This is a genomic window from Amycolatopsis ultiminotia (assembly GCF_039536925.1).
Taxonomy (GTDB): Bacteria; Actinomycetota; Actinomycetes; order Mycobacteriales; family Pseudonocardiaceae; genus Amycolatopsis; species Amycolatopsis ultiminotia.
In genome coordinates this window covers 203,407-227,935 of the sequence record NZ_BAAAZN010000010.1, presented here as the reverse complement: position 1 = coordinate 227,935, position 24,529 = coordinate 203,407, and the positions used below count along the sequence as shown (strand labels likewise).

Annotated in this window: 20 protein-coding genes and 1 tRNA gene; 9 read left to right on the top strand and 12 right to left on the bottom strand. The window is 69.5% G+C overall.

The window, feature by feature from the left end:
- Positions 1-11 precede the first annotated feature (11 nt).
- A complete protein-coding gene (locus ABD793_RS23545) occupies positions 12-2,762 on the top strand; it encodes an FtsK/SpoIIIE domain-containing protein (RefSeq protein WP_344863464.1) in 2,751 nt (916 codons plus the stop codon).
- Entirely contained in the window at positions 2,759-3,130 is a 372-nt protein-coding gene (locus ABD793_RS23540; protein ID WP_344863462.1) for a hypothetical protein, read from the top strand. The genes ABD793_RS23545 and ABD793_RS23540 overlap by 4 nt, the downstream gene beginning before the upstream one ends.
- 252 nt (positions 3,131-3,382) lie before the next feature.
- Here the strand turns inward: ABD793_RS23540 and ABD793_RS23535 are convergent, their stop codons facing one another.
- Both ABD793_RS23535 and ABD793_RS23530 read right to left on the bottom strand, forming a co-directional pair.
- On the bottom strand, positions 3,383-4,504 hold the full coding sequence (locus ABD793_RS23535; RefSeq protein WP_344863460.1) for a S1 family peptidase: 1,122 nt from the start codon (positions 4,502-4,504) through the stop codon (positions 3,383-3,385).
- A 112-nt stretch (positions 4,505-4,616) separates the two neighbouring features.
- Positions 4,617-7,076 carry an endonuclease/exonuclease/phosphatase family protein gene (locus ABD793_RS23530; protein WP_344863458.1) on the bottom strand — a complete coding sequence of 820 codons (2,460 nt, stop codon included), beginning with the start codon at positions 7,074-7,076 and terminating at the stop codon, positions 4,617-4,619.
- 175 nt (positions 7,077-7,251) lie between these two features.
- On the opposite strand from ABD793_RS23530, the gene ABD793_RS23525 reads away from it, so the two are divergent.
- On the top strand, positions 7,252-8,271 hold the full coding sequence (locus ABD793_RS23525) for a CapA family protein (RefSeq protein ID WP_344863456.1): 1,020 nt from the start codon (positions 7,252-7,254) through the stop codon (positions 8,269-8,271).
- 342 nt (positions 8,272-8,613) lie between these two features.
- Here ABD793_RS23525 and ABD793_RS23520 read toward each other — a convergent pair whose 3' ends face one another.
- Entirely contained in the window at positions 8,614-9,042 is a 429-nt protein-coding gene (locus tag ABD793_RS23520; RefSeq protein WP_344863454.1) for a limonene-1,2-epoxide hydrolase family protein, read from the bottom strand.
- A 23-nt stretch (positions 9,043-9,065) separates the two neighbouring features.
- Positions 9,066-9,992: a TauD/TfdA dioxygenase family protein gene (locus tag ABD793_RS23515; RefSeq protein ID WP_344863452.1), complete on the bottom strand. Its 927-nt coding sequence runs from the start codon at positions 9,990-9,992 to the stop codon at positions 9,066-9,068.
- Between the two features lie 320 nt (positions 9,993-10,312).
- Between ABD793_RS23515 and ABD793_RS23510 the strand changes: the two genes are divergently transcribed.
- Both ABD793_RS23510 and ABD793_RS23505 read left to right on the top strand, forming a co-directional pair.
- Positions 10,313-10,606 carry a hypothetical protein gene (locus ABD793_RS23510; RefSeq protein WP_344863450.1) on the top strand — a complete coding sequence of 98 codons (294 nt, stop codon included), beginning with the start codon at positions 10,313-10,315 and terminating at the stop codon, positions 10,604-10,606.
- Positions 10,607-10,631: 25 nt separating this feature from the next.
- Positions 10,632-11,201 carry a hypothetical protein gene (locus ABD793_RS23505; protein WP_344863448.1) on the top strand — a complete coding sequence of 190 codons (570 nt, stop codon included), beginning with the start codon at positions 10,632-10,634 and terminating at the stop codon, positions 11,199-11,201.
- Between the two features lie 1,384 nt (positions 11,202-12,585).
- On the opposite strand, the gene ABD793_RS23500 is transcribed toward ABD793_RS23505, so the two are convergent.
- The 4 genes from ABD793_RS23500 to ABD793_RS23485 form a co-directional block, all read right to left on the bottom strand.
- Entirely contained in the window at positions 12,586-13,410 is an 825-nt protein-coding gene (locus tag ABD793_RS23500; protein ID WP_344863446.1) for an SAM-dependent methyltransferase, read from the bottom strand.
- A 105-nt stretch (positions 13,411-13,515) separates the two neighbouring features.
- Positions 13,516-13,602, bottom strand: a tRNA-Ser gene (locus ABD793_RS23495).
- Between the two features lie 43 nt (positions 13,603-13,645).
- Positions 13,646-14,086: a nucleoside deaminase gene (locus tag ABD793_RS23490; protein ID WP_344863444.1), complete on the bottom strand. Its 441-nt coding sequence runs from the start codon at positions 14,084-14,086 to the stop codon at positions 13,646-13,648.
- A gap of 23 nt (positions 14,087-14,109) precedes the next feature.
- The gene (locus ABD793_RS23485) at positions 14,110-14,592 is read right to left on the bottom strand and encodes a tRNA adenosine deaminase-associated protein (protein WP_344863442.1); all 483 of its coding nucleotides are present in this window, start codon (positions 14,590-14,592) and stop codon (positions 14,110-14,112) included.
- Between the two features lie 76 nt (positions 14,593-14,668).
- Between ABD793_RS23485 and ABD793_RS23480 the strand changes: the two genes are divergently transcribed.
- From ABD793_RS23480 to ABD793_RS23470, 3 genes are all read left to right on the top strand, one after another.
- The gene (locus ABD793_RS23480) at positions 14,669-15,901 is read left to right on the top strand and encodes a M20 metallopeptidase family protein (RefSeq protein WP_344863440.1); all 1,233 of its coding nucleotides are present in this window, start codon (positions 14,669-14,671) and stop codon (positions 15,899-15,901) included.
- A gap of 719 nt (positions 15,902-16,620) precedes the next feature.
- Positions 16,621-17,088 carry a heme-degrading domain-containing protein gene (locus ABD793_RS23475; protein ID WP_344863438.1) on the top strand — a complete coding sequence of 156 codons (468 nt, stop codon included), beginning with the start codon at positions 16,621-16,623 and terminating at the stop codon, positions 17,086-17,088.
- Between the two features lie 108 nt (positions 17,089-17,196).
- Complete coding sequence (locus tag ABD793_RS23470) at positions 17,197-18,099, top strand: dihydrodipicolinate synthase family protein (protein WP_344863436.1); 903 nt, start codon at positions 17,197-17,199, stop codon at positions 18,097-18,099.
- 4 nt (positions 18,100-18,103) lie between these two features.
- Here the strand turns inward: ABD793_RS23470 and ABD793_RS23465 are convergent, their stop codons facing one another.
- On the bottom strand, positions 18,104-19,069 hold the full coding sequence (locus ABD793_RS23465) for an RNA polymerase subunit sigma-70 (protein ID WP_344863434.1): 966 nt from the start codon (positions 19,067-19,069) through the stop codon (positions 18,104-18,106).
- Between the two features lie 282 nt (positions 19,070-19,351).
- Entirely contained in the window at positions 19,352-20,881 is a 1,530-nt protein-coding gene (locus tag ABD793_RS23460) for an APC family permease (protein ID WP_344863432.1), read from the bottom strand.
- Positions 20,882-21,124: 243 nt separating this feature from the next.
- On the opposite strand from ABD793_RS23460, the gene ABD793_RS23455 reads away from it, so the two are divergent.
- Positions 21,125-21,613, top strand: coding sequence for an Lrp/AsnC family transcriptional regulator (locus ABD793_RS23455; RefSeq protein ID WP_344863430.1), 489 nt, complete (start codon positions 21,125-21,127; stop codon positions 21,611-21,613).
- Positions 21,614-21,762: 149 nt separating this feature from the next.
- Here ABD793_RS23455 and ABD793_RS23450 read toward each other — a convergent pair whose 3' ends face one another.
- Both ABD793_RS23450 and ABD793_RS23445 read right to left on the bottom strand, forming a co-directional pair.
- The gene (locus ABD793_RS23450) at positions 21,763-23,595 is read right to left on the bottom strand and encodes a LamG-like jellyroll fold domain-containing protein (protein WP_344863428.1); all 1,833 of its coding nucleotides are present in this window, start codon (positions 23,593-23,595) and stop codon (positions 21,763-21,765) included.
- An 87-nt stretch (positions 23,596-23,682) separates the two neighbouring features.
- Positions 23,683-24,231 (bottom strand): DUF6328 family protein, encoded by a 549-nt coding sequence (locus ABD793_RS23445; RefSeq protein WP_344863704.1) that lies wholly within the window; start codon positions 24,229-24,231, stop codon positions 23,683-23,685.
- Positions 24,232-24,529 lie beyond the last annotated feature (298 nt).

Below are 24,529 nucleotides of genomic sequence, written 5' to 3'. Positions count from 1 at the left end.
GAGCGACACCGATGGCCAGTAAGTCAGCCGAACAACGCAATCGCGTGCAGACCGCGCTGGACCGGGTCCGGCACCAGATCGGGCTCGTGCTCGGCGCGGCAGCGGGCGCCCGCGAAGCCGCGGGAGCCGAGGTCGCGCGGCTGGCGCTGGAACAGGAAATCGTGCGGGTCGGGATGAACCACGCCGACGCGCAGCAGCAGACGGAATGGGCCCGGCATCCGGCCGCGCACGAGGTGTTCGCCTCGCTCGGCGGGGTCCGCAACGCGTTCTACACCGACTGGAGCGCCGGTCCTGGCGCGCTGCGGGACCTCGTCGCCGCGCACGGGCGCGGACCGGCCGGCCGGCCGCCGAGTGAATGGCTCGGCAGGGTCGGCGGCAATCCCGGCGTCGCCGCACCCGCGCTGTGGCGGGTCGGCTCGGCGACCGCGGCAGGCCGCGACATCTCCCGCACCTTCGACGTGGCGGTGCCGCTGCTGGACGAATCACACCTGGCCATCACGTCCGCACCGAAGACAAGGCCGGTGGTCGACGCCGTGGTGCAGTCGCTGCTGATGCGGGTGCTGTCCACGTTCGAACCCGGTGCGGTGAAGATCCACCTGTGGGATGTCGGTCAGCTCACCGCGATCCTGCCCGATCTGTACCCGCTCAGCCGCACCAGCGCGCTGTCGCTGTACGACCCGACCCGGCTGGAGGATCTGCTCGACGAACTGGCCGGGCACATCCGCCGCATCCACGCCACCGGTATGCAGGCAGGCCACACCTCGTTGCGTGAACTGCGCAAGGCCACCGGGCAACGCCTCGAGCCGTACCGCATCGCGGTGCTCTACGGGAACGGTGAAACTCTCGAGCCCGAACGCGCGCGCGACCTCAAACGGGTTGCGAGCGGGGCACTCGCCGCAGGCATCTGCCTGATCCTGGTGGACGTGCCGACCACGGTGAGCGCGTCCGTCGAAACGCTCAGCCTGCTCGACGAACGCCGGGCGATCAGCAGCATGACCGGCACCGATCTGGTGGTGGACCTCGATCCGCCGTTGCCGTCGGGGCAGGTCATCCGCGCGGCGGGCCGGATCGCGGAGGCACTGATCGCAAAGCAGGGCGGGCCACGGTCGTTCGCCGACCTGCTGCCCACCGAACTCGGCCGGGAAAGCTCGGCGCGGGAACTGCGTGCCCCGATCGGGTTCCACGAAGGGGAAGCGGTCGAGGTGGTGATCGGCGACGCGAGCCCGCACGTGCTGATCGGCGGACCGAGCGGCTCCGGCAAAACGAACTTCCTCTACGCACTGCTCGGCAGTCTCGCCGCCCGCTACACACCGGACGAGCTCGCGCTGTACCTGCTCGATTTCAAGGAGGGCGTGTCCTTCGCCGGGCTCGCCCCCGGACGCAAGGACGCCAGCTGGCTGCCGCACGCGAAGCTGGTCGGGGTCAACGTGAACACCGACCGCGAATTCGGCCTCGCGCTGCTGCGTTTCCTCGCCGACGAGCTGCGCCGCCGGTCGGCAGCGGCGAAGGAGCACGAGGTCACCAACCTGGCCGACCTGCGCGAACAGGATCCGGGCGGGCACTGGCCGCGGATCGTCGCGGTGATCGACGAGTTCCAGTACCTGTTCGCCGGCCGCGACCAGGTCACCGCACAGGCAACGCAGCTACTGGAGGACATCGCGCGGCGCGGCCGTTCGCAGGGCATCCATCTGGTGCTGGCCAGCCAGGACGTCGCAGGCATCGAAGCGTTCTGGGGTAAGCCCGCGGTGTTCGAGCAGTGCACGCTGCGGATCGCCATGCCGAAGGCACGCCGGGTGCTGGCCGAGACGAACAACGCCGCGGTTTCCGCCCCGAAATGGCATGCGGTGGTCAACCACGATTCCGGGGTCGCGCACGGCAATCAGCTGGCGCACGTGCCCGACGCGAGCACCCGCAACGTGTTCGTGGACTTGCAGCATAAACTGTGGGAGCTCTACGCCGGACGGTTCTCCCGGCCGCGGTTGTTCGACGGCGCGCATTCACCGGTGCTGGAACAGTTCCCCGCCTACACCGAGCTGAAGCCGGGTTCCCGGCCGAAGGCGCTGCTCGGCCAGTCCATCGACGTCACCGAGGCCGCGTGCGGGGTCGAGCTGCCCCGGGCACCCGGCCGCAACGTCGCGGTACTGGGCGGCGCCACCGCCGAGGCACTGTCCATCATGGACTCCGCGGCCCGCTCACTGGCCCGGCAGTTCGCCGCGGGCGAGGTGGAGTTCCTGCTCAGCTGCCCGATCGAAGCATGCGCGCCGGCCGTGCTGGAGCTCAAGGATCGGCTGCAGGCCGAGGGACACGTCGCCGCACTGGCCGACGATCTGTCCGGCGCACTGACCTCGATGGCCGAAAGCCTCGCCGAAGGCCGCACCCGGATCCTGCTGCTGTACGGAGTGGACGCCGCGTTGCCCGCGCTGGAGGCGAAGGAGATCGGACAGCCGAAGAGCGGCCTCGACCACCTCCGCGCGCTGCTCAAGAACGGCCCGAGCCACGGCGTGCACACCGTCGGCTGGTGGCGCAGCATCGCGCGGCTCAAGGACACGCTCGGTTTCGGCGGCACCGACGACATCGGCACCTGGGCCGCGCTCGACGTGCAGGGCAACGACCTCACCCCGTTCGCCGCCGGGCAGGTCGTGCACTGGTCGCCGAGGCCGGGCCGGGCACTGTTCTTCGATCGCACCACGCACGGGGCGCCGGAAGTCATCATCCCGTTCCAGCGCCCGGACGCCGACCTCGCCGGAGGAGGAACACCGTGACCGACGAACCAGCAAGCCCGGCCATGCGCTACAAGGAGATCGTCGGACTGGCCCGTGGCTCGGCGGAGAACCTGCGTACCTGGGAGCTGGCCCGCGCGGAAGAGATCGAACGCCAGCTCGCCGACGCACAGGCCGCCGTCGCGCAGGCCACCGAACGTGAGGAGAAGGCAAAGGAACGCGCGGTCCGCTGGTGGAAAATGGCGCTGCACAACGTATCCCGGCTCAACTTCGTGGAACCCCCGGACGATCCGGAACCGGTGCCGACCGCGCGGGCGCAGTACCTCGACCGCTACCTGGAGGAAGTGAAGCCGAGCTACCAGGAGCTCGTACAGGCAGTGCTCGCCCTCGGCTGGCGAGCGCGGCGCTGACGAGATCCGCCTGCACCGCGCCGCCCGCCCAGCACCGTGCCTGCTCGGCACCGCGGCGCCCGCCCGCTCGGCACTGCGGCGCCCGCTCGGCACTGCAACCGCCCGGCTTGGCAGCCGCTCCGCGTCATGCCCGGTCGGCGGCACATGAGCTCGACGCCGCACCCGCTCGGTGTCACAACCGCTTCGCGTCATGCCCGCTCGGTCGTCTCACACCGCTCGGCGTCACGCTCAGTCGGTGTCACCGCGGGTCGGTCACACCGGTTCGGCGAGTTGTGACACCGTGCCGCCCGCGGTGGATGCGTCCACACTGCACTCCAGCTTCTGCCCTGCCCGCTCCGGCGTCAGCTTGAGCGTCGAGTCCTTCGCGCCGTCGATCGGCAGGAAGAGTTCGAAACCGCTCGGATCGGTTTTGCCGTAGTACCAGCCGTATTGCACCTGATCCGGGCTGCCCGCGCGCCAGTGCGGAGCCCGGCAGGTGAGCGTGTTGCCCGCCGCTTTGGTTCCGGTGATCCGCGGGTGGCCGTCGGTCATCGGGGCGAGCGGCGGGTGTGGCTGAGTCAGGAACGAGCGCAACGCAGTCGCGTCGGCGAACCCGTTCGCGGCCGGTTCACCGCACTGTTTCCCCTGCACTTCACCGGCGAAGCTGACGATGCCGGCCAACCGGTCACCCAGCGGGGTGTGCTCGACCAGCGGTCCGCCGCTGTCGCCGGTGCACACCGTGGTGCCGGCGGTTGCCGTGCACAGCACCGATGCACCGTCGATCAGGTCCGGGCTGCCGAACGACTTTCCGCACGCCTTGTCGTCGATCACCTTCAGTTCGCCGTGTGCCAGCTCGTCGCCGAGCGACGCCGTCGGATCCTTCGGGTCGACGGCCTTGGTCAGCCCGTGCCCATAGACGTCCACAGTGGACCCAGGCGCCGGGGCGGTGGCAGCCACCGGAAGCGGTGTCACCCCGAACACCGGATGGGCCAGCTCGATGATCGCCCCGTCATCGGCCACACTGGACTTCGACGGGTCCTGAGGCGCCTGGGGCGACGGGATCAGCCGGAAGCCCGGGTGCAGCGACCAGCCGCGGATCGGCACGGTCGTGCCGGGATCGGTGGACAACGTGCCGCCACCTAGGTGCACCTCCAGATGCGTCGGGTCGACGTGGTCGAGGCAGTGCGCCGCGGTGGCCACCCGGTCCGGCGCGATCAGCGCGCCACCGCAGCTCGCACGCTGGACCAGCGGATCATCGCCCTTGAACGCGATCGTCGCCATCCACGGCGCGGCCCCGGACGCGGCCTTGTCCCCGCCGGACACCGCGGCCGCGGGTGCCGCGGCCACCACCACCGCCACGAGCGTGGCCCCGCACACGGTCACCGTCCTGTGCACTTGCTGCCTCCTGGGTTCGGAATGCTCCGAACCTAGGAATCGGGCAGGTCAGCCGACAACCCTCCACGGAGTGAGCACCGGGTAACTCTTTCGGTTACCACCGGAGCACCGCTCATCCGCGGGGTGCGGTGCGGCCCAGCAACTGGTCGAGGTAGTCCAGCAGGTCGTAGGCCAGATCCGGCAGGCGGTTGCCGGTCGAGGGGCGCAACCGGACCACCTGGGGATCGTGATCACTGGCCTGATCCGCGAACTCCGCGTTGAGGTGGACCACGTCGTAATCCACCCCGCGCGGGGCGGCCGAGGTGAGAATATGGTCCAGCACCTGCGATTGGCCCTCGAACACGTAGCTGTAGCGCTCGGCAGGCGGCAACGTCGAGATCAGGTCCTTCAGCTTTCCGCCCGACGTCAGCTTCGCCAGTGCCGGGGAGAACTGGTAGTCGTTCAGATCGCCTGCGGCCACGACGTTGGCCGACGGGTCGGCCGCGATCAGCTTCGCAGCGAAGTCCTGCAACACCGTCGCCTGCTTCTGCCGCTGCACCTCGGAACTGCGCTCCGGTGGCTGGTAGCGGCCGTGCGTCGGCTGGTCGCCGCCCTTGGAGTTGAAGTGGTTGGCGATCACGAACACGGTACGGCCACCGAACACGAACTCGCCTGCCAACGGCTTGCGGCTGTCGGTCCACGCCTCGTTCTCCGGGTCCACGCGGCCGGGCGATTGGCTGAGGTGTGCCTTGCCCTGCTCGGTCACCACGCCGACCGACGACGTCGAGCTGCCACCCGGACGGTCCACGAAGGACACTCGTGCCGGGTTGAACAGGAAGCCGACCCGGATGTTGCCGCCCGGCTCGCCGCCGTCCTTGTCGTTCACCGGGTCGATTTCCCGCCACTGGTACTGCGGGCCACCCGCGGCGACGATCGCGTCGGTGAACTTCCGCAGCGTCAGGTCCGCGGCAACCACCCCGTCGTCGGTCGCGCCGTCGTTGTCCTGGATCTCTTCCAGCGTCACGACGTCCGGCGCGGCAAGGTTGTCCACGACCCCGTGCGCGAGCTGCGCGTATTTGGTGTCCGAATCGGACGGCGCCAGGTTCTCGACGTTGTAGGTCGCCACCGCGAGCTCGCCCGGCCGCTGTCGCCGCGTGGTCTCCTTCTGCAGGTGGTTGTCCTTCGCCGCACCGAGCCGCGAGGCGAACAGCGTGTACCCGCCGAAGCTGCTGTACTCCACCGGACCGGAAGTTGTGCCGGTGAGCACGTCGCCGGTGTTGACCTTCGGGAACGGCTGCTGGTCGAACGGGATGATCGACTGCACCTTCAGCACACCGGTGTTGATCTTGTCATAGCCGAGGTACACCGTGCCGCCGCGCGGGGTCGGGTTCTGCTGCGGTTTCGTGGTCACGTACAGCTCGTCGTAGGAGTTGCTCGGGGCGACGACCCGCGCATCGGAGACGCTGACGATTTCACTCTCGTGCGATTCCCAGAAGTCCAATGCGTACTTCGAGGGCTCCAGCGGCAACGGCTCGATGGTGCCGCCCGCGTTCGGCGCCAGCGCATCCGGCACCTGGTCCGGGGTGAGCACTGTGGACGGTGGCAGCCGGTTTCCGTGTGATTCGACCGTCCACTGTGCACCGGTCAGTTCGGTGAGCGATTGGTAGTTCGAGGTCGCCGGGGCATCCGGGTAGTACTCCTTCACGGTGCCCTGCGCGGTGACCGCATCGCCCACCGCAACCGAGGGCGTGGTGGATCCGGTGAACACGAACAACCCTTCACTGGTCCGCGGGTCGCTGTCCGGTTCGGGGTCGGTGAACCAGAACCCACGCGAGGAACCGAAGCTGCGGACCGCCGTCACCACGCCGGTGACATCGCCGACCTTCTTGTCCTTGAACGGCGAAATCCTTGTCGTACCTTGGATTTCGTGGATCCTCGCGGACACCGGCTGCGGCTCGCCCGGTCCGGTGCCGGTCGTCTCGCCCCTGGAGTTGGTCGGCGTCGGGGCGCCGGCGGTGAAGTCGGCGCTGTTGTCGTCGGTGTCGGTCAACGACTCGGCACGTGCGATCGACGTGGTGTTCGACGGCGTGGCGGCGGGGTTGCCCTCGCGCACGACGGCATCGCCGAAGCCGACCAGGTCCTTGACCCGCGGGTCGGTCGTGCAGTCGGCGGCGGTCTTGCAGGTCAGTGCGTCGCCACCGGAAACGAGGGCGACCGTGCCTGCCGTCGCGGACAGCGCGATGGTCCCGGTCGCATCCGGCGTCGGCAGCGCGACCGTCCCCCCGGCGCCCTTCGCCTCGGCCACGAGGTACTGACCGCCCGCGGCGACCGCACCGGTGAGTTTCGTGGCCTGCCAGGAAGCGTTCGCGGAGGCGGGCAGGTACTGGACGCTGAAACCGTCGAGCGCGAACGGTGCGTCCCCGTGGTTCGCGAGTTCGACGAAGTCGTTGGTGAGTGTGGCCCCGGAATTGCCGCCACCGCCGTAGACCTCGGAGAGCACGGTGGCCGCGCTCGGCGCTGCGGACGCAGCAGGTGCGGTCAGACCACCGGTCACCACCACGGCGGCGGCCGCGATCGCCGCGGCGCTGGTCAACGTTCTTCCACCGGCGGTACTTCCCCCGGTACGACGACGGACTATGGTCACCGTGAGTCCCCTCTGGCGCGAGCAGTCGAGGCATCGTCCCCCGAACAAGCGAAGGGTAGGAAGACGAAAAGGCAACGATTCGTAACAAGCTCGGCTTATTTCCTCCGTTGGAAGGGTTGACGCAGTGATCACGCTTGTACTCGGTGGCGATGTCAATCTGCAGGGCCGGAGCGCGCCGGAATTGGCCTTCGCTCCGCTTTCTTCCCTGCTCAGCGGCGCCGACCTGCGGTTCGTGAACCTCGAAGGCCCGCTGTCCGGATCGTCCGGGACGGACATCCCGCACAAACCGAACTGGCGGCATTCCCCGCCGGAAATGGTCACCGCGTTGACCGCGGCCGGAATCGACGTGGTTTCGGTGGCGAACAACGTCACCTACCCGCCCCGCGCCGCGCTCGCCGGCGCGGCCGTGCTCGACCGCGCCGGCATCGCACATTGCGGCGCGGGCGCGAACCAGGCCGAAGCGCACGCCCCGGCGATCCTCGAACGGTCCGGCAGGCACGTCGCGTTCCTCGCCTACACGTCGTTGTGCTGGCCGGTCGGGCAGGAAGCGCTGGAAGATTCCCCCGGCGTCGCCGCGGCAAGCGCTTACACCGCCTACCAACCCGACCCGCGGGTACTCGACGTACCCGGCCGGCCGGCGATCGTGCGGACCGCTCCGGTGCCCGACGATCTGGCCAGGGTGGTCGCGGACGTACACCGGGCCCGTACCGCCGCCGACCACGTCGTCGTTTCGATGCACTGGGGGCTGCCCGGCGACGATCTGACCGAATACCAGGTCGGCTACGCGCACGCGATCATCGAGGCAGGCGCCGATCTGGTGGTGGGCCACGGACCGCACACCGTGCAGGCGGTGGAGGTCCACCGCGGCCGCGCAATCCTCTACAGCCTCGGCAACCTCGTGTTCGACTGGCCCGCGATGCGCGGCAGGCACCTCGACGGGCTGCTCGCCGGTGTTGTGCTCGGTGACCGGCCGCGGCTCGAACTGATCCCGGTGCGCCGCGACGAAAGCAACGAGTGCGTGCCGTTGACCGGTTCCGAGGCGACGGCCGCGCTGCGCCGGGTCGCGGACCTGTCCGCGCGAAGGGACACCCACGTCGCGATCGGTAACGGAGTCGGCACAGTGGAAGGACTCGGCGCTCCGTAACGGTTCTCCGGTTCGTCACCCGGACGGCCGATCTGTCTTAAATGCAGATCAAGCTTCGCGACGACGGTACCCGGCGGGAGTACTTTACCTGGAGAGCGACCGGAAGTGGCCCAGACCACTTCGAGTCACCCCGGACGCTCGCCGGCCGCGAAACGCGGGGGAGGCGACACGATCACGTGGGGGTTGGTCGTGCTCGAAGGGCGCAGTTCGCGGCGCGGTCCGGGGAAAGCCGCGGGGGCGGGAGCGCTCCCGCTACCGCGGCGGAAACGGATTTTGCCCCGGGGAAGTCTCGTGGGCGGCGAGACCGCGATACGACGCCACCGGCGTCCGCGGCCTCGCCGCTCACGAGCGGTATTTCCCGATCAGTGTGCGTGCACCGGTGAGCGCGGCGCGTCCGGCGCCCTTCGCACTGGCCGCGAGGAACGTGGTCCAGTCGAAGTAGTCGCGCCACAGCACGATCCGGTCGTCCACCACCTCGAACGTGCCGCACACCCAGAACTGGGCGGACCACGAACCGCGGCGCAGCACGTCGGTGCGTTCGGTGAGCACCACGTTGCCGTCCGCCGCGATGTGGTGCGTGCGGGCCTCGAACCCGGAGCCGAACCGGGCCATCGCGCGCAGCTGTTTCTCCACCGCGGCGAGCCCGCGCGCGGGCGGCAGCGGCACGTTCTGGTAGGTGATGTCGACCGCCGCGTAACCGAGCGCGCGGTCCACGTCGAGGTCTTCGAGCGCCTGGAGGAAGCCGGTGACCACGGCTTTGGGTTCGGTCATCGCCCCAGGGTAGGCCGGAGTGGTCAGTACGGCCGGTCGCCGACGATGGCGACCCGCTCGGCGACCCTGGCGTGCGGGTGGTAGTCGTTCACCGCGTAGTGCTGGGTGGCGCGGTTGTCCCAGAACGCCACCGAATCCCGTGCCCACTGGAACCGCACCTGGAATTCCGGGGTGTGCGCCTGCTGGAACAGATACCGCAGCAGCCGGTCGCTTTCGGTCCGCTCCAGCCCGACGATGTGCGTGGTGAACGACTGGTTCACGAACAGCGTGCGACGGCCGGTCTCCGGATGCGTGCGCACCACCGGGTGCTCGACCGGCGGGAACGAGTCCTGCCAGCGGGCCAGCAGGTCCGGATCGGTGAACCGGTCGAAGCCGGGCACGAAATCGTGCACCGCGGTACGTCCGTCGATCCGCTCACGGACCTCCTCGGGCAGGTTGTCGTAGGCCGCGGCCATGTCCGCCCACAGCGTGTCGCCGCCGATCGGGGGCACCTCGACCAGCCGCAGCACCGAACCCAGCGCCGGGTTGGGCCGCCAGGTCACGTCGGTGTGCCAGACGTTCTCGTAGCCGGGCATGCCCGCGCTGCGGGCGAACCGGACGACCTCGTCGGAGTCACCGCGCGGGACGAACGGATTGGTCTCCAACTCGCCCCAGTTCAGCGCGAACGCGCGCTGCTGCTCGGCGGTGATCCGCTGATCGCGGAAGAACAGCACCTTCCACTCCAGCAGCGCCCGGTTCAGCTCCTCGCGCAACCGGGGGGTCAGTGACTCTCCGAGGTCGACCCCGTGGATTTCGGCTCCGATCACCCGGCCGAGAGGACGGAGTGTGAACAGCTCGTACGGCCGTTCCCCGACGCCCTCCGGCAGCCGGCGCAGCACGCGGGGCCCTTCGACGATGCCGTCGGCGGGTGCGGTGGCGGAGCGAAGGCGGGCAGGAAGCTCAATGGTCACGGTTCTCTCCCGTGGTTAGGTGATTTCGGCTTGGTTGAGCGGAAAATCCCTACGCGGGAGGAGAGCCGAGACGGCCGCGGCGCAGCAGGAGAGCGGCAACACAGCCACCCTTCGACCGCGCGGGAACACGGCCGGCACACGGCGTTTCGCGGGTCTGCGACATGGCAGCGATGATCGCCGCGGCCATCGGGGCGGTCAAGCCCGCTCCACTCTGTGGAACCGTCCCACGGCCGGGCGAGTGACCACACCGGAGGTAATGGGGTTAGATCCCCCTACGGGGTGGTGCGAGTGGCCACCGCTGCCGGAAGTGCGGAGAGCTGATGCCAGGTTCCACGAGCGAACGACTGCGTGCCGCCGCGGACGCACTGGACCAGGCCGCCGCCGACGCGGACCGGGCCGCCGGGCGTTTCGCGGAGGCCCGGCTGGAGTCGACACCGTGGGGCATCTCGGCGCCTGCCAGGGAAATCGCCGCGCGCTGGGAAGCCGCACTCGCCGCAAGGGACGTGGACGCCAGGGTGCTCGGCGACGCCACCTCCGACCTTGCCGGCCGGCTCCGCATGGCCGCTCACGGCCGTTCCGCCCGCCCCCGGCCGGCGACGGCGCTGTCCACCTGACGTCCCTTCGGAAAGACCGTCGCCGATGCCCTTCCTCCATCCGGCTCTGGATGCCGCCGCCGGCAAGCTGGCTCCCCTGCGTGCCGCCGCCATCCGCATCGGCGCGCCCGATCCGATCGCGGCGCTGTACCAGATCGACTGCTCCCCGCAGGCGATCCGCGAATCCGCACGCACCCTGTCGACCGGCAGGGACGTACTGGTGACCGCGCGGCTGGAATTCGAACGCGGCGCACACAGCGCGGAACGCCGCTGGGGCGGCGAGCCCGCCGCGGAATTCCGTGGCCGGGCCGACGAATTGGACGTGCACTACCGCCAAGCCGCAGAGGTCGCCGCCCGCACCGCCGCGGTAGGACTGGATCTGGCCGATCTGCTGGACCGCTTGGCCCAGCAGACGGCCACCCAGGTGCTGTCCATCGCCGAAGCCACCACCCCAGCCACCGAAGCCATCCTGTCCGGCGACCGAACCGCCGAAGCCGCCTACCGAATCCGCACCGCCTGCACAACCATCACCGAAGCCGTCACCCACGGCGTAACCACCATCACCGAAGCAACAACCTTCCTGGACCCCTTCACCACCCCAGTCCTCCCCAACTGACCAGGCCCGATTTGGTCAGGCTGCGGTTTGGTCTGGCCCCGGTTGGTCGGGCCCGGTTAGGTCGGGCTCCGGTTGGCCGGGCCCGGTTAGGCCGAACCCCGGTTGGCCGGCCAGATTGGCTGGGGCCCCGGCCGGTTGACCAGGCCCCGAGCTGCTTGATCCGACCAGTTGACCAGGATCGGTCGGGCTCGACCCCGGCCGGCCCGGTTCGTCGCCCCAGGTCCGCGCGGCCCGGCCGACTCGCCTCGGTCAGCTCAGCCCAGCTCGTCGCCCCCGACTGACTTCGCCCCGGCCGGCTTGACCCAGGTGGTTGGCCTGCCCGGCTCGATTGGCTTGCCTAGGTCGGCTGGTCTGGGCCCGCCAGCCCACCGGGCCCGTTCCCCTCGACCGGCTGGGTCCCGGCTGCTCCTCGGTTGACCAGCGTGCCCACCACAACCGGCTTATCGTGGCTGGCCGACCCTGGTTCACCAGCCACCCGACCCGACCGACTCGCCCGGGGTGGACTACGCCCGTCGGCATGCCTGGCCGACCCGCTCCAGTTGACTCACCCGGCCGGCTTGCCTGCCCCGGGGTGACTCGCTAGTCCCGGCTGGCTTAGCCCGGCTGCCTCGCTTGTCCCGGCTGCCTCACCAGCTCCGGCTGCTTCGCATAGCCCGGCTGGTCTGCCCTGGCTTGCTAGTCCCGGCTGGCTTAGCCCGGCCGGCTCGCTCAGCCCGGCTGGCCTGTCCTGGCTTGCTTGTCGCGGCTGGCTTAGCCCGGCTGCCTCGCTAGTCCCGGCTGCCTCACCAGCTCCGGCTGCCTCGCATAGCCCGGCTGGCCTGTCCTGGCTTGCTTGTCCCGGCTGGCTTAGCCCGGCCGACTCGCTTAGCCCGCGGTCCGCCATGAGCTGCGCAGCCGAGCCGACCGTCGATTCCGATGTGGCTGCCTTGGCCGAGCGACCTGCCGTGGTCGGCTCGTCCATACGATCCAGCCGACCTGCTCACCTCGCACCCGGCCGATCTTGCGCAGCTGGACGTGCCAACCGCCCATGCCGCAATCGGCCTGCTGCGCACCCGCAGCTACTCACTCGCCCGACCAACCTCGCGCAGCTGAGCCGCCCGACCACCGTGGAGTGGCCGGTCTGCCCACCGCGCTTACCGCTGTGGCTGGCCGAGTCGTTCGGCCCAGATTTCGCAGACCGTCCCGGGCCCGCCGACTGCATCCGACCGCCCCGTACCGCCTCACGAATCCGCCCGGCGTCACGGCCGGCGGGTCCGGCTGCCACCGTTCGCCGGGCCGGCCGGCCCGGCGCTGCCCCACCGCCCCGCCTCACCGGTCGTCCCTCACCGGCTTCCGGCTGTCCTGCCTCACCGGCCACCCTCACCGGGGTCCCGACCGTCCTGGCTCAGTGGTTCGGTTCACCGATCCTGGTCGCCGCCAGGAATCCGCCTCGGGTCTGGCCCGCCGGCTCGCGGCCGTACTGCGCCGCGAGGTCGGCGATCGTGACTGTCTCGGTTTGCCAGCCGCGGGCCGTCATCCACTTCGGGGCTTCGGGTCCGAGACCGTCGCGCCACAGTGCGATAACCTCGCCGCCGACTGCGCGGGCTTTCCGCAGTACCTCGTCCTGGTCGCCGTCCGGTCGGTGTTCGAACGAAATCCGGCTGCCCGGCGCGGACAACGCAGTGACCTCGGTCAGCAGCCGCTCCGCCTCGTCGCGGGTCAGGTACACCAGCAGTCCCTCGGCAAGCCACACCGTCGGCAGGTTCCGGTCGAAGCCCGCGTTCAGCAGCGCTTCGGGCCAGTTCTCCCGGAGATCCGCCGGCACCACGGTCCGCGCGCACCTCGCCCGCGCTCCCTGCTCGGCCAGCACGGAATCCTTGAACTCGAGCACCTCCGGCAGATCCAGCTCGAACGCCCGCGCCCCGTCCGCCCAGGAAAGCCGGAACGCCCTGGCGTCCAGCCCGGCCGCGAGGATCACCACCTGCTCCGCACCGTCGACGAACTCGTCGAAGTACCGGGTCCGCACGGCCACCTGCTCTGCGAACACCTCTCCGAGCCGTCCGTCCTGCCGCTCGCGATCGGCGAACAACGCTCGCCCGGCGTGGAAGAACGCCCCGGCGTAGGGGTCGTCGAACAATCGGTCCGGCCGTCCGCTCTCCAGCGCCCGGAGCGCAGCAACCCCGACCGCGGTACGGCTCACCGGTGGGAGTTGTTCCGCTGATGCAGTCATGGCCACCAGCGTAGAGATCCGACGATCAGTGCGCGGGCGGTTGCGTCCGCAGAACGAGCAGACCCCCGGTACGGAGTTCCGTACCGGGGGTCTGCTCGTGAAGAGCGGTGGCGGTGGGATTTGAACCCACGGACGGGATCAACCGTCACACGATTTCGAGTCGTGCTCCTTCGGCCGCTCGGACACGCCACCGCCGAGAACGGTACCGGACGCCGCCGCGTGGACGTCGTGGGGGTTAGCCGACCGGTGGACGACGGGTGGCGAAGTAGGTCTCGAGCAGGGCCGCGCACTCGTCGGCAAGGACCCCGCCGTGCACCTCCGGGCGGTGGTTCAGCCGCCGGTCGCGGACCACGTCCCACAGCGACGACACCGCGCCCGTCTTGGGTTCCCACGCGCCGAACACCAGCCGGGCAACCCGCGCGAGGACGAGTGCGCCTGCGCACATCGTGCACGGTTCGAGCGTGACGGCGAGCGTGCAGTCCGCCAGCCGCCAGCCGTCGCCGTGTACCCGGGCAGCCGCACGCAGCGCGAGGATCTCCGCGTGCGCCGTGGGATCGCCCAGCTCGACGCGGGCGTTGCGGGTGGCGGCGAGCGGACGTCCGTCCGGGCCGAACACCACGGCACCGATGGGCACATCGGCGCCGGGCCCACGCGCGGCTTCCAACGCCGCCCGCACGGCCTCGGTGTCGGCCGGGCGTCTCAGAGCTGGTCCAGCAGCTTCGAGAACTCGGCGTCGAACCCGCATCTCTGCGCGATCATCTGGAGCTGCTCGTCGGGGTAGAAATCCACCTCGCCGACGATGACTTCCAGCTCGCCACCGGGCAAGCCCAGATCGGCCAGGATTTCCAGATCGCCTTCCGGCCAGACGGCGTCGTCGTCCTCGTCCGGCGGATCGACGCGCAGCACGTCGAGTACGTCGGCGGCGATGTCGTAGTCCAGCGCCGCGGCGGCGTCCGAAAGCAGCAGCGACGGCCCCCTCGGGCTGGGCCGGACGATCACGAAGAACTCGTCGTCCACGGCCAGCAACCCGAACGCCGCACCGGTCGACCGGAGTTTGCCCAGCTCGGTGATCGCGGCGTCCAGCTCCGTCAGTGCCGCGGAATCGAGCGCACTGCACCGCCACTGACCGTCCTCACGGACCACTGCCACCGCGAAACCCGTGACCGGCTCTTGCACCGCCATGCGCACACCGTATTCCGCCGCGAAGGGGAACGCACGCACGGTGCACCGGAATCGCTTCGGGTGCCACTATCGAGCCATGACCGGACCCACCGACCTGCCCACCCTCCCCGGCAACCGGCACGCCGGACTGCTCGACGCCGCGCGGGCACTCCAGGACCGCACCGTCGAGCTCCGCCGTGCGATCCACCGCCAGCCGGAGCTGGGACTGCGGTTGCCACACACGCAAGAAGCCATCCGGGCGGCGCTGGCCGACCTGCCGATCGAGCTGACCGAGGGCCGCGCCACGACGTCGTTGACCGGCGTGCTCCGTGGCGCCCGTCCCGGACCGGCCGTGCTGCTGCGCGCGGACATGGACGCGCTGCCGCTCGACGAGGACACCGGGCTGGATTTCGCGTCCGAAGTCGACGGTGCGATGCACGCCTGCGGGCACGACACCCACGTCGCCATGCTCGTCTCCGCCGCGCGGCTGCTGGCCGAACGAGTGGACGAACTGGCCGGGTCGGTGGTGTTCATGTTCCAGCCGGGTGAAGAGGGCCACCACGGCGCCCGGCACATGATCCACGAAGGCGTACTCGACGCGGCTGGTACGCGGGTATCACGAGCGTTCGGCCTGCACACGATGGCGACCATGCCGAGCGGCGTGCTGCGGGTGCGCAGCGGACCGATCATGGCGTCCGCGGACACGTTCCGGGTCGAGGTGATCGGCCGCGGCGGGCACGGCTCCGCGCCGTACGAGGCGATCGACCCGGTCCCCGCCGCGGCGGCGATGGTGGGTGCCCTGCAGACCATGGTGACCCGCCGGATCAACGTCTTCGATCCGGCAGTCGTCTCGGTCACCCACATCGCGGCGGGAACCACGACGAACATCATCCCCGAAACGGCCGTGCTCGAAGGGACGATCCGCACCCTGTCCGAGCCGACCCGGGCACTGGTCCGCGAGGAACTGCCCAAGGTCTGCGAGGCCGTCGCCACCGCACACGGCTGCCGGGCACTGGCCGAAGTCGACCCCGGCTACCCCCCGACGATCAACGATCCGTCGATCGCCGCCACGGTCCTGTCCCTGGGCGCCGACGTCCTCGGCCCCGAGTGCGTCGAGGAAATCCCCGACCCGATCATGGGAGCGGAGGACTTTTCGTATGTGCTGCAACGAATCCCCGGCGCATTCGCATTCCTTGGCGGCTGCCCGCCCGACCACCGCCCGGAAGACGCCCCGAGCAACCACTCGAACCGCGTCGTCTTCGACGAGTCCGCCCTGCCCGCAGGAGTGGCCATGCACACCGCATTCGCCCTGGACACCTTGCGGGGATGAATTGCGGGGATGAATTGCGGGGATGAACGACCCGCACAAGGCGGTCTGCGCATCGGGTAGGCGCCGCCTTGCGGGGCCACCCCCGCGGCACGGGACGGCTCGCGGGGGTGGCTCACGGGGGTGGCTCACGGTGGCCCGTGGGACGGTGCGGCTCGCGAGCCGCACCCCTCGCGAGCCGCACCCCTCGCAAGCCACTGCCCGAACGTCCCCCTCACACCACACCCTGCCGCGCGACCGTCCCGCTCGTACCGCTCCCGCCACGCGAACGTCCCGCTCACGCCGCGCCCGCCACGCGACGGTCCCCCTCACACCACACCCTGCCGCGCGACCGTCCCGCTCGTACCGCTCCCGCCACGCGAACGTCCCCCTCACATCACAGCCCGCCGCGAACATCCCGCTCGTACCGCAAGCCCGCCGCGCGACCGTCCCGCTAACACCGCGCCCCGCCGCGCGAACGTCCCCGCTCACGCCAGAGCCCACCGCGAACGTCCCCCACACACCACAGCCCGCCGCGAACATCCCGCTCGTACCGCAAGCCCGCCGCGCGACCGTCCCGCTAACACCGCGCCCCGTCGCGCGAACGTCCCGTTTGTGCCGCACCTCGCCAGGTGAGAGGCCCGCTCGGCACCCGTGCCGAGCCGACTGCGGTTGTGCGGCAATGGGGTGAATCGAGCGGGTAGCCGGGGCAATTACACAACAGCGTTGATTTACTGGCCGGCATGCAGACCGAAACCGAGCTCCTCGCCGAGCTGGCCGAGCAGGAGAGTCGTCTCGTCTTTGCGCGGTTCGACAACGAGACGGCCGTTGCGCTGGGCGTTCAGTTGCTCACCGCCGGCAGGGAGCGGGGGTTGCCGATCGCGATCTCCGTTCGCCGTGGCAGTCAGCGGCTCTTCCACGCCGCACTGCCGGGCACCTCCGCCGACAACGACGCGTGGCTCGATCGCAAGTGCCGCGTGGTCGATCGTTACGGCCACAGTTCGTTCTTCGTCGGCACCCAGTTCCGCTCGAAAGGCACCACCTTCGAGGCCTCGTCCCGCCTCGATCCGGACGAGTACGCCGCCCACGGCGGGGTCTTCCCGGTGATCGTCGCCGACGTCGGACCGGTCGGCACAGTCGGCGTATCCGGACTGCCACAGGCCGACGACCACGCATTTGTGGTCGAGCAGCTCACCAAGTTCCTGGCCTGACCCACCTGAGAACAGGACGTCCGACCCGATTTTCCGGACGACCGACCCAGCCACTCGTGCTACTCTCCGAGCCGGGCGAGACATCATATATCAGATCGGAAGCACTCGGTGGCATTCGAAAAGCAGCGGCGACGGCTGGCCGGTGTAGTGGCGATCCCGGTGACTCCCTTCACCGCGGACGGCGACGTGGAGGCCGACACCTACAGCCAGCTCGTCGACCGGCTGGTGACGAGCGGAGTCGAGGTCGTGACTCCCAACGGCAACACCGGCGAGTTCTACGCGCTCGACGAGCGCGAAACCCAGCAGTGCCTCGAAGCCGCTGCGAAGGCGGCGCGGGAGGCGAGCGTGCTCGCGGGCGTGGGCCACGACCTGCGTACGGCGGTGAAGGCGGCGAAGCACGCTCGTGACAACGGTGCCGACATGGTGATGATCCACCAGCCGGTGCACCCGTACGTCTCGCGCGCGGGTTGGGTCGAGTACCACCGCGCAATTGCCGCGGCAGTGCCAGAACTCGGCGTCGTCCTGTACGTGCGCAACCCCGACATCAGTGGCGAAGATCTGGCGCGGTTGGGCGAAGCGGCTCCGAACGTCATCGGCGTGAAGTATGCGGTGCCGGACCCCGCGCGGTTCGCGAGTGTCGCGCGCGACGCCGGGCATGAACGGTTCGTCTGGATCGCCGGTCTGGCCGAGCTGTCCGCACCGGGCTACTTCGCAGTCGGCGCAACCGGTTTCACGTCCGGACTGGTGAACGTCGCCCCGCAGCTCTCGCTCGAACTGTTCCGCCGGCTGCGCGACCGTGCTTTCGCCGACGCGATGGAGATCTGGGACCAGGTCCGTCCGTTCGAGCAGATGCGCGCTGCCGAGGGCAACGCCAACAACGTCAGCGTGGTCAAGGATGCGCTCTCGCAGCTCGGCCTGTGCCGCCCGAACGTACGGCCGCCAAGCAGGCTGCTGACGGCCGACGAACGGGACGAGCTGTTCACCGTACTGACGTCGTGGGGACTGCCCTGACCGCTCAGCTCAACACGGCCGGAAAGCCGAACACCGACAGCGACTCCGGGCCAAAGGTCGTCACCTCCGCAACCTTGCCTCCGTGGATCCGCAGTGTGTTGAGCGCGAAGGCTCGGAACTCACCGTCGATGCGTACGTAGGTGGCCAGCGCCGGCAGGCCGTTCGCGCGCGTCTCGCGGACACGGAAGTCCACCTTGTCGTCGCCGCGCAACGCCGGCGCCCAGCCCTCGAGCACGCTTGCGCGCCCCGCGTACCACATCGGTTCTGGCCCCATATGCCCACCAGCGCCGGGTGCGTGGCTGCAACGCACGTCTTCGCGCAACAGCTCGGACAGGGCGGCTTCATCGTGATCCACGAGCGCTGACACGTACTTCGCGACCACTGCGCGTTCTTCTTCGTTCCCAGAACCTGACGCCCACTCCGTACGCTGCGCAGGCAGATGCTCCTGAAGCTCAGCACGCGCGCGCAGCACGTTGCTGTTCACCGCCGCAGGCGTGGTGCCGAGCGCCGTAGCGGTCTCCCGAGCAGACCAGCCGAGTACATCGCGAAGCACCAACGCGGCACGCTGTCGCGGCGAAAGGTGCTGAATCGCCGCGAGGAACGCCAACTCGACCGTCTCGCGCGCGACGACAACAGCGTCCGGTTCGAGCAGACTGTCCGGCACTGGTCGCAGCCACGGCACCGCGACGTCCGGACGCGGCGCAAGGTCCGAATCATGCGTCACAGGCAGGTCGAGCGTGGGCAGTACACGCGGGTGCGCTTCGAGGTGGTCGAGGCACACGTTGGTGGCAATCCGGTACAGCCACGCGCGGAGGCTCGCGCGCCCCTCGTACGTCGACCGCCCGCGCCATGCCCGCAACAGCGTCTCCTGGACCAAGTCTTCTGCTTCGTCGAACGAGCCGAGCATCCGGTAGCAGTGCACCCGCAGCTCATGCCGGTACGGCTCGGTTTCGGTCGCGAAGTCCGTCATCTGTTCAACCATGTCCGATAAGACGGCCGACGGCAGGGAAACTCATCAAACCGCAGGTCAAGACCTCTGCGACTGACGTTACCCACGCGTCAAGAACTCGTCAGCGCAACCGGTCGGCCCACGGCTCGCTACGCGTGCTTATCCGCGTAACACTCGGCGTCGGCGGCGACACTCACGAAGCGGTCACCACAGGCACCGCAGGCCAGAAGTTCCACTTTTCGCTGCGAAGCGACGTAACGCCTGGCGATCCGGCGAGACCGATGAGGACCGGCTACGCCGCTGCTAGACCGGCTCGATCACCTGACCGTCGCGTGCGACCGAACCACGCGACAGCCTGCGACCGGCGAAGAAGTCCCGGCACGCTCGCTGCAGCGTGAACATCAGTGGAATTCCGATGAGGATCGAAACCACCCCGATGACCGCGACACCGCCGATGCCGAACAACGTGGTCGCCCCGGCGTCCGGCTTCGCGTACTCGATGACGGCGAGCACCAGCACGGCCACGAAGAACACCCCGCCGAGGAACGGCAACAACCCACGTAGCAGGAAGTTGCGCACGCTCAGGAACAGTGTCCGCCGGAACACCCACGTGCAGGCGAGTGCCGTCATCGCGTACTCGATCGCGATGGTGAGACCGACAGCGTCGACCGAGTCCGACAGCACGTTCTCACTCCACGCGGCCAGCAGTACGTAGAGCCCGAGCGAGACGAGCCCGAACGTCCAGGTCGACACAGACGGCGTCTGGTACTTCGGGTGCACGCGGGCGAACACCTTCGGCAGCGCGCCGTAGCTCGCCATCGAAAGCGTGGTGCGTGCGGCGGGCATGATCGTCGCCTGGCTCGTGGCGGCGCCGCTCGTAAGCACCGAAACGATCAGCAGCACGCCCATCACCTTGCCGACCCCGGACGTGCCGAACACCGCGCCACCGAGACCGGCCAGCACGTCTTCGGAGTTCGCCTCGTTGCCGAGACCGATTCCGTTCTCGCCGACTCCGGCGAACGCCAGCGCGGCCACCGTCACCAGCAGGTAGTTGAGAACCAGCAGTACCGTCGACAGAACCGCGGCACGACCGGGGGCGTGCCGCGGATCGGCCGACTCCTCGTTCACCGAAAGGGAGCTCTCCCATCCCCAGTAGATGAAAACCGCGAGCAGGACGGCCGACACCGCGGTGCCGATGCCGACGTCATTCGGCCACAGCCAGCTCCATTCCGGGGTACTGGCCTGCGGACCGGCGCTGCCCTCGTACACGCGGACGAGCGCGACGACGGAGAAGATCACCAGCACAGCCAGCTCGATGCCGAGAAGGATCCACTGCGTGCGGGCGGACACCTCGATGCCCCGGTAACACAGCCAGCACAGCACGAGCAGCCAGCCGCAGCCGATCGCGGTGGTCACGGCGCGGTTGTCGGCGAGGCCGGGCAGGCCGAACAGCAGCAGCGTGTACCGGCCGGTCAGCGCCGATTGGCTGCTCATCACCAGCAGCTGCGCCACCGTGACGACCCAGCCGGTCATCCAGCCGGCGCGGCTGCCGAACGCACGCGTCGCCCAGGTGAAGTTCGTGCCGCAGTCGGGTTCGGCGGCGTTGAGCTCCCGGAACGCGACCGCGACGAACAGCACCGGGATGAACGAGAACAGGATGAACGCGGCCGCCTTGAACCCGGCTCCGGCAAGCACCACGAATCCGAGCGTCGCGGCGATCGAGTAGGCGGGCGCGGTCGACGACATCCCGATCACGGTGGACGACACCGTGCCCAGCGCATGGGACCGCAGTCCCTTGGCCGGCACGGCGGCGAGCACGGCGGCTTCGGTCATGACCGGTCCTCCTCGGGCGTTCGGGGCTTTGGCAAGGCCGCCAGACGTTACCCGGTTCGCACGCCCCGGCGGCACCGGCTGTGCCCCGCCGCACATCCGCCGGGCCTGCCGGGTCCGCCACGCAGGAGTGCGCACATTTCGCCGGGCGTCGGGCGAATCCGGAAAAGGGCCTCCTGCTCCGCAGCTTCGGCCGCTACGCTGCGCGTCTAAGGAATCACATGCCGAAACACAGGGAGGGACGGCATGGGTGAAGAAACCGTCGAGGAGCCACGCACGCCAAGAGCGCTGGACGCCACCGACCGGACGCTGATCGCGCTGCTCCAGGACGACGGCCGCGCGTCGTTCACCAGGCTGGCGAAGTCGGTCGGCCTGTCCGAGGGCGCAGTCCGCCAGCGCGTACAGCGGCTGTTGCGTGACGAAATGATGCGCATTGTCGCAGTGACCGCACCGGAACACGTCGACCTGACCCGACGGGCCATGGTCGGCATCACGGTCGAGGGCGACCCCCGGGAAGCCGCCGAGCACCTGGCGAAAATCCCGGACGTGCACCAGGTGGTCCTCTGCTCGGGGCGGTTCGACCTGCTGGCGGAGCTCCTCTGCCGCGACGACGAGCACCTGCTGGCCGTGCTCGGCGACGAGGTGCGTGCGGTGCCGGGAATCGTCTCGACGGAGATGTTCGTGTATCTGAAACTCGCCAAGCAGGATTACGCCTGGGGGAAGCTCACGGCCTGACCGGTCGACCTGTCCCGCAGTGCGTTCCGCCCAGCGGCCATCCCTGGCCCGGTCCGGAACAGGGGTGGCCGCGGGTTCGCTGGCCCGGCATCAGCACGGTGGCTGTAACGCTGCCCGCGTGCATTGCACGGAATCGGCCGGCGCACCGGTCACCCCAGCAGGAACTCCCGCACCGCCAGCGGACGGTCGACGATCCGGACCTCACCGAGTTCGCCGTAGAAGCTCTGCTCCACCTTGTCCGCATATCCGGCCGCACCCAGCAGCCATCCGCCGCCCGGGTCGGCAAGGCCGATCGCGGGCGTCTTCGGGTTGCGCAGGAGCGGGCAACCGTCCACGTACAGCGTCGTGCGCCGTCCGTCGTTCACCACGGCGACGTGCCACCACTTCGCCAACGGGAGTTCGTGCCCCCAGTTGGTCGAGATGCCGTTCTGGTTGAGCGGGAACACCGCCCACTGCAGTTCGACACTGTCCGAAACGGACAGTGTCACGGCAGGCGATTCCGGGTCGTCACCGGTTTTCCCCGCACCCGCACCGGTGCCGGCGCGGCTGAAGATGCCACACCAGCCGTGGTCGCCGTTCCGGAAGTCCGCAGGCAGCCGGAAGAACGCCTCCACCGTGTAGCCACGCCGGAAAGTCGCGCGGTTCATCGGCGCACCGGCCACGGTCGTCAAGTACGCACCGCACCCGGGGTTCTTGCCGCCGGCGAACCGCAGACTCGCCCGAGACGGCTGGCGGGGCGCGAATTCCTTGGCATAGGTCAACGCGGCCGGCGTGCTGCCCGGCAACGTCACCCGTCGCAGCTCGTTGCCGTTCCCGGTGAGGTCCCTGATGACGGCGTCGTCCGGCACCGCGGAATCGGCCTGACCGCCTTCGAACCGCCAGTACGCGACGGTGCCCGGCACCAGCTGCGACCGCACCGGACGCGGCGGCGGTACCGGCACCGGCGCGAACCCGGAAAACCGCCGGTCGAAGTCGATGTCGAGGCTGAAGTAGTCGACGTCGGTGCTGCGTTCGACCTCGATGCGCTGCAGCTCGGTGAGCTCGTTGCGTCCTTCGAGCCACGGCGAGAGCGTGCGGACGTCGAGCACGCCGCGTGCGAGGTCGAACTGATACAGCCGGATCATCGCGCTGCCGCCGTAATAGCGGTCCTGGTAGTTGGTGAGGTGCAGGTGCACGTCGTGCCCGGCGGCGTTGCGTTCGACCAGCCGTCCTGGCGGCCAGTAATGCCCATTGAGCGTGAGGAAGATCTGATCGCTGTCGTTGACCAGCTCTGCCCAGACCTGCTTCCCGAAGTCGGACCGGAGGGCCTGGCCGTGCTCGTCGGTGTTGACCAGCTCGTGGATGGTCAGGATGGCGGGTGCGTGCGGGTGCTGCGCGAGAACCTGCTTCGCCCACGCGAACCCGCTCGCCGAGGGACGCCAGTCCATGGCGAGCACCAGCCACTCGCGGCCGGCGGCGCGGAACACGTGGTAGGTGTTGTAGCCGTCCTTCGACGCACCGCGGAACGTCGGCGAATTCCGTTGCCGCTGCGGCCCGAACGCGTCGAGATAAGCACTCCGGCCACGCTGGTCGTCGGTGGCGCCGTCGATGTCGTGGTTCCCGGCGAGCGTGCTGTACGGGAAGCGATGCCGATCGAGCGTCTGGAACGACCGGCTGATGCCGGCGAACTCGTCCGGCTGCCCGTTCTGCGTGAGATCGCCGAGGTGGGCCAGGAAGACAACGTTGTCATCCTGCGCGTGCGCGAGGACGTAGGCCAACGAAGCGTCCACCGGTGCGGCGTCGCCCCGGTCCTCGTCGAAGAGGTACTGGGTGTCCGGCATGACCGCGAAGGTGAACCGGGGATTTTCTTCGTCCGGCCGACCGGCCGGTGGTCCGGCTGCCGCGGCAGCGAGCCCGTCGAGCCCGGGTACCGCGGACACCGCCGCCCCCGCGCTGAGCAATCCGGCGCCACGCAGGAAGTTCCGCCGTGAGGAGTCTGTCACCCGCAGAAAATTACGTGCCCGCGCCGACGGTCACGGCAACAACGGCCGACGCCACGGTGAACAGCTGCCCCGGCTCTGGTACCCGGGCTAGCGGTCGCTCGTACGCGGAACGCGCTGACGGTCGCGGCGGTCGTCCGGCAGCACGGCGGGCAGCACGAACCACAGGACCCCGAACGCGAGCACGGCCAAGCCGCCGACCAACCCCATCGCGATCGGCCCGAAGACGACCTTCGCGATGAGCGCCACGACAACCACAATGGCCCCGGCCAGGCACCCGAACCCCACGAGCACCACGCGATTGCCGACCCGCAGGATCTCCTCCCTGCGCCCGGCCCGAAACAGCAGCCGATGCCACGCCGCGGGCGCGATCAACAAGGCCGTCGCCGCAACGGAAAGCAGGACGGCGGCCAGGTGCAGTGCCTTCTCGAACCCACTGGCCTCGTGAAACCGGTCCGTGAAGACCACCGAGAGCAGAAACCCGAACAGAATCTGCACCCCGGCCTGCGCAACGCGCAACTCCTGCAGCAACTCACCCACGTTCCGCTGCAGCTTCGCACCATGACTCTCCCCAGTGCGTTCGTCGTCGTCCGCGGGTCTCTCGACACCCTTGGGGTTCGCGGGGTTGTTGGTGTTCACGGGATTCGCGGGGTTGTCAGAGTCGCTGGCCGCCTCGGGATTCGCGGCGGCGTTGCTGCCCGCGGTACTCGCGCCAGCGTTGGTGCTCACCGGGCGGTTGGCACCCTCCGGATTCGCGGCGGCGTTGCTGCCCACAGGACCGCGGGCGCCTCCGGGATTCGCGGCGGCATTGCTGCCCACAGGACCGCGGGCGCCTCCGGGATTCGCGGCGGCATTGCTGCCCACAGGACCGCGGGCGCCTCCGGGATTCGCGGCGGCATTGCTGCCCACAGGACCGCGGGCGCCTCCGGGATTCGCG

Coding starts and splice junctions, on each gene's coding strand:
- ABD793_RS23545 (WP_344863464.1), top strand. CDS start 12: ATGGCCAGTAAGTCAGCCGAACAACGCAATCGCGTGCAGACCGCGCTG.
- ABD793_RS23520 (WP_344863454.1), bottom strand. CDS start 9,042: ATGACCGAACCCAAAGCCGTGGTCACCGGCTTCCTCCAGGCGCTCGAA.
- ABD793_RS23510 (WP_344863450.1), top strand. CDS start 10,313: ATGCCAGGTTCCACGAGCGAACGACTGCGTGCCGCCGCGGACGCACTG.
- ABD793_RS23505 (WP_344863448.1), top strand. CDS start 10,632: ATGCCCTTCCTCCATCCGGCTCTGGATGCCGCCGCCGGCAAGCTGGCT.
- ABD793_RS23500 (WP_344863446.1), bottom strand. CDS start 13,410: ATGACTGCATCAGCGGAACAACTCCCACCGGTGAGCCGTACCGCGGTC.
- ABD793_RS23485 (WP_344863442.1), bottom strand. CDS start 14,592: ATGGCGGTGCAAGAGCCGGTCACGGGTTTCGCGGTGGCAGTGGTCCGT.
- ABD793_RS23480 (WP_344863440.1), top strand. CDS start 14,669: ATGACCGGACCCACCGACCTGCCCACCCTCCCCGGCAACCGGCACGCC.
- ABD793_RS23475 (WP_344863438.1), top strand. CDS start 16,621: ATGCAGACCGAAACCGAGCTCCTCGCCGAGCTGGCCGAGCAGGAGAGT.
- ABD793_RS23465 (WP_344863434.1), bottom strand. CDS start 19,069: ATGACGGACTTCGCGACCGAAACCGAGCCGTACCGGCATGAGCTGCGG.
- ABD793_RS23460 (WP_344863432.1), bottom strand. CDS start 20,881: ATGACCGAAGCCGCCGTGCTCGCCGCCGTGCCGGCCAAGGGACTGCGG.
- ABD793_RS23455 (WP_344863430.1), top strand. CDS start 21,125: ATGGGTGAAGAAACCGTCGAGGAGCCACGCACGCCAAGAGCGCTGGAC.